The sequence below is a fragment of the Streptomyces thermospinosisporus genome, assembly GCF_039526425.1.
GTDB classification, from domain to species: Bacteria; Actinomycetota; Actinomycetes; order Streptomycetales; family Streptomycetaceae; genus Streptomyces; species Streptomyces thermocarboxydovorans.
On the sequence record NZ_BAAAIZ010000013.1, the window covers coordinates 43,802 to 50,140 of the forward strand.

General features: G+C 71.9%; 6 protein-coding genes and 1 pseudogene. 1 reads left to right on the forward strand and 6 read right to left on the reverse strand.

All coding sequences use genetic code 11. From position 1 onward, the window contains the following. Nucleotides 1–4: 4 nt before the first annotated feature. A complete protein-coding gene (bfr, locus tag ABD207_RS06555) occupies nt 5–484 on the reverse strand; it encodes a bacterioferritin (protein WP_344010766.1) in 480 nt (159 codons plus the stop codon). Between the two features lie 199 nt (nt 485–683). Between bfr and ABD207_RS06560 the strand changes: the two genes are divergently transcribed. After that, nucleotides 684–1,331: a sulfite oxidase-like oxidoreductase gene (locus tag ABD207_RS06560; RefSeq protein WP_344010768.1), complete on the forward strand. Its 648-nt coding sequence runs from the start codon at nt 684–686 to the stop codon at nt 1,329–1,331. Between the two features lie 49 nt (nt 1,332–1,380). Here ABD207_RS06560 and ABD207_RS06565 read toward each other — a convergent pair whose 3' ends face one another. The 5 genes and pseudogenes from ABD207_RS06565 to ABD207_RS06585 all read right to left on the reverse strand — a co-directional run. Further along, nucleotides 1,381–2,250, reverse strand: coding sequence for a deoxyribonuclease IV (locus ABD207_RS06565; RefSeq protein ID WP_344010771.1), 870 nt, complete (start codon nt 2,248–2,250; stop codon nt 1,381–1,383). Nucleotides 2,251–2,310: 60 nt separating this feature from the next. Beyond that, a complete protein-coding gene (pknB, locus tag ABD207_RS06570) occupies nt 2,311–4,245 on the reverse strand; it encodes a Stk1 family PASTA domain-containing Ser/Thr kinase (protein WP_344010773.1) in 1,935 nt (644 codons plus the stop codon). A 291-nt stretch (nt 4,246–4,536) separates the two neighbouring features. Beyond that, a complete protein-coding gene (locus tag ABD207_RS06575) occupies nt 4,537–5,331 on the reverse strand; it encodes a thiazole synthase (RefSeq protein ID WP_344010775.1) in 795 nt (264 codons plus the stop codon). 2 nt (nt 5,332–5,333) lie between these two features. Then, nucleotides 5,334–5,534: pseudogene (thiS, locus tag ABD207_RS06580) on the reverse strand (sulfur carrier protein ThiS); the annotation flags it as partial. Between the two features lie 116 nt (nt 5,535–5,650). Next, nucleotides 5,651–6,339, reverse strand: a 689-nt coding sequence (locus ABD207_RS06585) for an FAD-dependent oxidoreductase (protein ID WP_344010776.1), incomplete at its 5' end; no start/stop codon positions are given.

Genomic DNA, 6,339 nt, shown 5'->3' on the forward strand with positions numbered 1-6,339 from the left:
CCGGTCAGCTCTCCGGCTGCTCGATCACCTGGGCGATGTAGAGCGCCTCGCCGAGCTTCTCCACCAGATCCAGCTGGGTGTCCAGGTAGTCGATGTGGTGCTCCTCGTCGGCGAGGATCGACTCGAAGATGTTCGCGGACGTGATGTCGCCCTTCTCGCGCATCAGCTTGATCCCGCGGCGCAGCCGGTCGATGGCCTCGACCTCGATCTGCTTGTCCGCCTCGAACATCTCCTTGACGGTCTGGCCCACCCGCACATGGAACAGCCGCTGGTAGTTCGGGAGCCCCTCCAGGAACAGGATCCGGTCGGTGAGCACCTCGGCGTGCTTCATCTCGTCGAACGACTCGGCCCGTGTGTACTTGGCCAGCTTGTACCAGCCGAGGTTCTCCTGCATCTTCGCGTGCAGGAAGTACTGGTTGATCGCGGTCAGCTCGGCGGTCAGCTGCTCGTTGAGGTACTCGATGACTTCCGGGTCGCCCTGCATCGCGAAGGCTCCTTCCACATGGAACTGGCGGGTTGCGCCGCATGATTCCACCGGTGTTGAAGATCGTCCAGTAAGTCTCTACTTAGTAAGTAAGTGCAGGCTTAGTCTGTTTTGGCCTGTCTTTTCAGTCTCTTTCGCTTTGCCCTGCTGTAAGGGGGGCAGGTCATGGGCATCGGTCCGGGTCTGTCAGGATGGAGACATGGGTCAGCCGGCGGAACGCGAATCGGGGGAGCGCACAGGAGAAGGAGCGGCACGGCTCGAGCTCCCGCCGGGACAGCGACTGCAGCGGGGCTGGCCGGTCACGCACTACGGACCGGTCCCGAAGTTCCGGCCCGAGCGCTGGGAGTTCCGGGTGTTCGGCGCCACCGCGGACGGCGAGAAGCACTGCTGGACCCACGAGGAGTTCACCGCACTGCCGTACACCACCGTGGTGGCGGATCTGCACTGCGTCACCAAGTTCAGCATGGTCGGCGCCGAGTGGGGCGGCATCCCCGCCCGCACCATCCTCGAGATCGCCCCGCCCGCGCCCGGCGTCACCCATGTGATGGTGTGGGCCGAGTACGGCTACAGCGCCAACCTGAGGCTCAGCGATTTCGCCTCCGAGCGCACCCTGTTCGCCACGCACAAGGACGGCGAGCTGCTCACCGCAGAGCACGGCTTCCCGCTGCGGCTGATCGTCCCCCATCTGTACGCGTGGAAGGGACCCAAATGGGTCCGCGGCGTGGAGTACATGACCGCCGACCGCCGGGGCTTCTGGGAGGAGCGCGGCTACCACAACATCGGCGACCCCTGGAAGGAGCAGCGCTACTCCTACCAGGAGGAGCCCGGGGACGGCCCCGAGCTCTGACGTCAGGGGCCCCGGGCTCTGAGACTCCCGCTCGCGGCGCCCTCGCGGGTCAGCCGTCGCGCAGCTTCTTCAGCCGCTCCACGTCCGCCGCGTGCCCCTCCTTGCCGCCCGGGGTCTCGATGATCAGCGGGACGCCCTCGGTCGCCGGATGGGTCATCAGCGCCCGGAACGGCTCCTCGCCGATGTGGCCGGCGCCGATGTTGGCATGCCGGTCCTTGTGCGCGCCCACCACGTCCAGCGAGTCATTGGCGTGGATCAGCCGGAGCCGGCCCTCGCCGACGGTGTCCACCAGCTGATCCAGCGTCCGGTGCATCCCGTCCGGCCCGGTCAGGTCGTGGCCGGCCGCGAAGACATGGCAGGTGTCCAGGCACACCCCGAGCCTCGGATGGGAATCCAGCGCCTCGAAGTACGGCCCGAGATCCCAGGTCCGCGAACACAGCGAGGCGCCCTGGCCCGCCGTGGGCTCGAGCAGCAGATACGGGTCGTCGTCCCGGGTCAGCTCGTCCAGCAGCGGCAGCATGCGCTCGCGCACCTGCTTCAGCGCCACCGAGCGCTCCCGCCCGCCGGTCGCGCTGCCGGTGTGCACCACCACGCCCAGCGCGCCGATCTCCCGGCCGCGGCGCAGCGAGTGCCGCAGCGAGGCGACCGAGAGCTCGGCGGTCGCCTCCGTGTGGGAGCCGAAGTTGATCAGATACGGGGCGTGCACATACGCCGGGATGCCCTCCTCGGCGCAGGCCGCCCGGAACGCCTCGTCCTGCCGCGGGCTGCCCACCGGGGTGGCCCAGCCGCGCGGGTTGGCGACGAAGACCTGCACGGCCTCGGCGCCCATCTCACGGGCGTAGGTCAGGCCGACGGAGTGCAGACCGCCGGCCACGGGCACATGGCCGCCGACCGGGTTGCGGGGGAGAAGATCCTTCACCCGTTCAGGGTGTCATGACCGCCGGGGACCCCGGACCCGGGCCCCGGACCTCCGCACAGGTCACCGGATCTTGATAGTGATCGTCGAGCCCTTGGGCGCCCTCTCGCCGCCCGGCACCGACTGGCCCTTGACGGTGTCGCCGAACAGCCCGAGCAGACCCCGGTCCTCGTCGACCTCGAACCCGGCCGCCTCCAGCTTCTCCTTGGCCTCGTCCACGCTGTCGCCGGTCACGTCCGGCACCTCGACCATCTCCGGGCCCTTGGACAGCGTCAGCGTCACCGTGTCGCCCTCGGCCGCCCGGCCGCCCGGACCCGGGTTCTGCCGGGCCACCTGGCCCGCCTCGTGCTCGGAGTTGACCCGCTGGGGAGCGACCTTCACCTTCAGCCCGGCCTCCTGCAGCGCCGCCCGCGCGTCCGCCAGGTCGTCGCCGGTCACGTCCGGCACATCCACCGGGCTGCCCTTGCTCACCGTGAGCGCCACCGCCGCGCCGCCGCGGACCTTGGTGCCCTTGCCCGGCTCGGTGGAGATCACCGAGCCGCGCGGCACGCTGTCGCTGAACTCGCGGGTGACCATGCCCGGCTCCAGGCCCTCCTCCTTCAGCAGGGCGCGCGCCTTGTCCAGCGGGTATCCGTCGAGGTCGGGCACCCGCACCCGCTGCGGGCCCTTGGAGATCACCAGCGACACCGAGCCGTTGCCCCGGATCCGGGCGCCCGCCTTCGGGTCCGTGCTGATCACGGTGCCCCGCTCCACGGTGTCGCTGTACTCCTCGGTCACCTCGCCGACCTCGAGGCCCTCCTCGGCCAGCCGGTCCCGGGCCTGCTGCTCGGTCTTCGCCAGCAGCGGCGGAACCTTGGTGAACTGGCCGGAGTTGATGTACCAGATGCCGGTGCCGAGGCCGAGCACCAGCAGCACCGCCACCACCACGGTCATCGGGCCGCGCCGCGCCGCCGGACGCCGCCGGGGCGGCACCGGCGGGGACGCCAGCCGGCTGGTGCGGTGCACGTCGCCCGCGTCCCCGTCGTCCGGTTCGTCCCCGTTCACCGGCAACGGGCGGGGCACGGTCAGCGACCTGGGGATGACGCTCGTACGGTCCTCGGAGATGTCGTGCTCCGAGGACAGGGCCTGCGGCGGCACGGCGTCCAGCTGCTCGTCGTCGAGCCGGGCGCGCGCCTCGCGGACGCGGGCGAGCAGTGCCACCGCGTCCTGCGGGCGGATCCCGGCCGAGCGCGCCGTCGCGGCGGCCACCAGCTCGTCCAGCTCGTACGCCATGCCGGGCACCACGGCCGAGGGCGGCGGCACGTCGTCGTGCAGATGCTTGTACAGCACGGTCGCCGGGGAGTCGCCGTCGTGCGGCTTGTCGCCGGTGAGCATCTCGTAGAGCAGGATGCCGCAGGCGTAGACGTCGACCCGCGGATCGGCGGTGCCGTGCTCGATCTGCTCGGGCGCGAGATAGGAGACCGTGCCGAGCACGGTGCCGGTGGTGTTGGTCACCGAGTCCACGGCGCGCACCAGACCGAAGTCGGCGACCTTGACCCGGCCGTCGTCCCCGATGAGGACGTTCTCCGGCTTCATGTCCCGGTGCACGAAACCGGCGCGGTGCGCGGCGCCGAGCGCGGCCAGCACCGGTTCCAGCACGTCCAGCGCGGCCCGCGGCTGGAGCGCGCCGCGCTCGCGCAGCACGTCCCGGAGGGTGCAGCCGGCGATGTACTCCATCGCCAGGTAGACGTACGCCCCGTCGGTGCCCTGGTCGAAGACCTGCACCACATTGGGGTGGGCCAGGCGTGCGACCGACTTCGCCTCCCGGATGAACCGCTCGACGAACGAGGCGTCGGCGGCGAGGGAGGGGTGCATCACCTTGACGGCGAGCACCCGGTCCAGGCGGGTGTCCAGGGCCCGGTAGACCGTTGCCATACCGCCGACCGCGATCCGGGCGTCGACGCGATACCGGCCGTCGAGCACCTGCCCGACCAGAGGGTCCTGAAGGGTCGTGTCCACGCAGGGAGTCTACGAGCCACAACCGGCCCCCAGACCCCGTTCACCCCTGTCCAGGGCCCCATTGCAGCGGAGCTGTGACGCGTCTCGCACATCCGTTGCGGCCCGGACGGCCGCCCGCCGGAACCCGCCGGCAGGCGGGGCCGCCCCGGATCCGCCGGAGGCCGGGCCGCTCGAGACCGGCCGGAGGCCGGGGTCGCCCACGGATCCGCCGGAGGCCGGGGCTGACGGACCCGCCGGAGGCCGGGGCCGCCGTGGATCCGTCAGCCCCGGACCCTCCGAAGGCGGGCCGCTTCAGAAGGCGGGCCGCTCCGGATCCAGGACCGCGAGCCCCTCGGTCGGGGAGGACGGCTCGGCGAAACGCCGCCGGGGAATGCGTCCGGCCAGCCGCGCGAGCCGGCCCGCCTCCACCGCGCTGCGCATCGCCTGGGCCATCAGCACCGGCTCCTGGGCCCGGGTCACCGCGGACGCCAGCATCACCCCCGCACAGCCCAGCTCCATCGCCAGCGCCGCGTCCGACGCCGTACCGGCGCCCGCGTCCAGGATCACCGGCACCCCGGCCCGCTCCACGATCAGCTCGAAGTTGTGCGGGTTGCGGATGCCGAGCCCCGACCCGATGGGGGAGCCCAGTGGCATCACCGCCGCGCAGCCCACGTCCTCCAGCTTCCGGGCCAGCACCGGATCGTCGTTGGTGTACGGCAGCACCGTGAACCCGTCGTCCACCAGCGTCTCCGCCGCGTCCAGCAGCTCCACCGGGTCCGGCAGCAGGGTCCGCTCGTCGGCGATGACCTCCAGCTTGATCAGATCGGTGCCCAGCGCCTCCCGCGCCAGCCGCGCCGTGAGCACCGCCTCTCCGGCGGTGAAGCAGCCGGCCGTGTTCGGCAGCACCTGGATGCCCAGCTTCTGCAGCACCGACAGCACGGATCCGTGCACCGAGGGGTTCACCCGCCGCATCGCGACGGTGGTCAGTTCCGTCCCGGACGCCACCAGCGCCCGCTCCAGCACATCGAGGCTCGGCGCCCCTCCGGTGCCCATGATCAGGCGGGACGTGAAGGACGCACCGCCGAGGACGAGTGGATCGTCGGCCATGGTCAGCCTCCCTGGACGGCGGTGAGGACTTCCACCCGGTCCCCCTCGGACAGGGGAGTGGAGGCCCACTGGGCGCGCGGGACGACGGTCTCGTTGAGGGCCGCGGCCACCCCGGAGGGCGCCGCGGTGAGCGAGGCCACGACGGCGTCCAGCCGGGTGCCGGGCGCCACCTCACGGGTCTCGCCGTTGACCGAGACGGTGAGAGCAGGGTTCGCGTCGGTCTTCGTCTCCGTGTCCGTCTTCGTATCGGTGTGCGTGTGCGTCTTCGTGCCGGTGTGCGTGTGCGTCTTCGTGTCCGTGGCCGGGTTCGTGCTCATGCTCATGCGTGGGTCCATGCGGGCTGCTCCCTGACTGGCTGCTCCGTGACGGCGTCGGCGGTGAAGCGCCGGGGCGTGAAGGGCCGGGCCTCCTCGGGGAGCTCACCGGTGGTCAGCACGTGCGCCATCACGTCCCCGGTGACCGGCGTCAGCAGCACTCCGTTGCGGTAGTGGCCGGTGGCCAGCAGCAGCCCCTCCAGGTCCGTCGGCCCGAGCAGCGGCGCGTTGTCGGGGGAGCCGGGCCGCAGCCCCGCCCGCGTCTCGGTGAGCGGCAGCTCGGTGATGCCCGGCACCAGCTCGTGGGCGTCCCGCAGCAGCTCGTACACCCCGCCGGCGGTGACGGTGGTGTCCCAGCCCAGCTCCTCGCTGGTCGCTCCGATCACCAGCTCGCCGCTCTCGCGCGGCACCAGATAGACCTGGCTGCCCCGCACCACCGCCCGCACCGTCCGGCTCAGGAACGGGCCGTGCCCGTCGGGCATGGTCAGCCTCAGGACCTGCCCCTTCACCGGCCGCACCGGGGGCAGCACCTCCTCGGGCACTCCCGCGAGCCGCCCGCTCAGGCTGCCCGCGGCCAGCACGACCTGCCCGGCGCTCAGCTCGGTGCCGTCCGCGGCGACCGCGCCGGACGCCCGGCGGGACGAGGAGCTGGCCCGGCGGATTGCCGCCGACATCACCGCGCCGGAGCGTGGTG

Bases quoted from the DNA above. Each gene is read 5' to 3' on its own strand.
- bfr (WP_344010766.1), bottom strand. From the start codon at position 484: ATGCAGGGCGACCCGGAAGTCATCGAGTACCTCAACGAGCAGCTGACC.
- ABD207_RS06560 (WP_344010768.1), top strand. From the start codon at position 684: ATGGGTCAGCCGGCGGAACGCGAATCGGGGGAGCGCACAGGAGAAGGA.
- ABD207_RS06575 (WP_344010775.1), bottom strand. From the start codon at position 5,331: ATGGCCGACGATCCACTCGTCCTCGGCGGTGCGTCCTTCACGTCCCGC.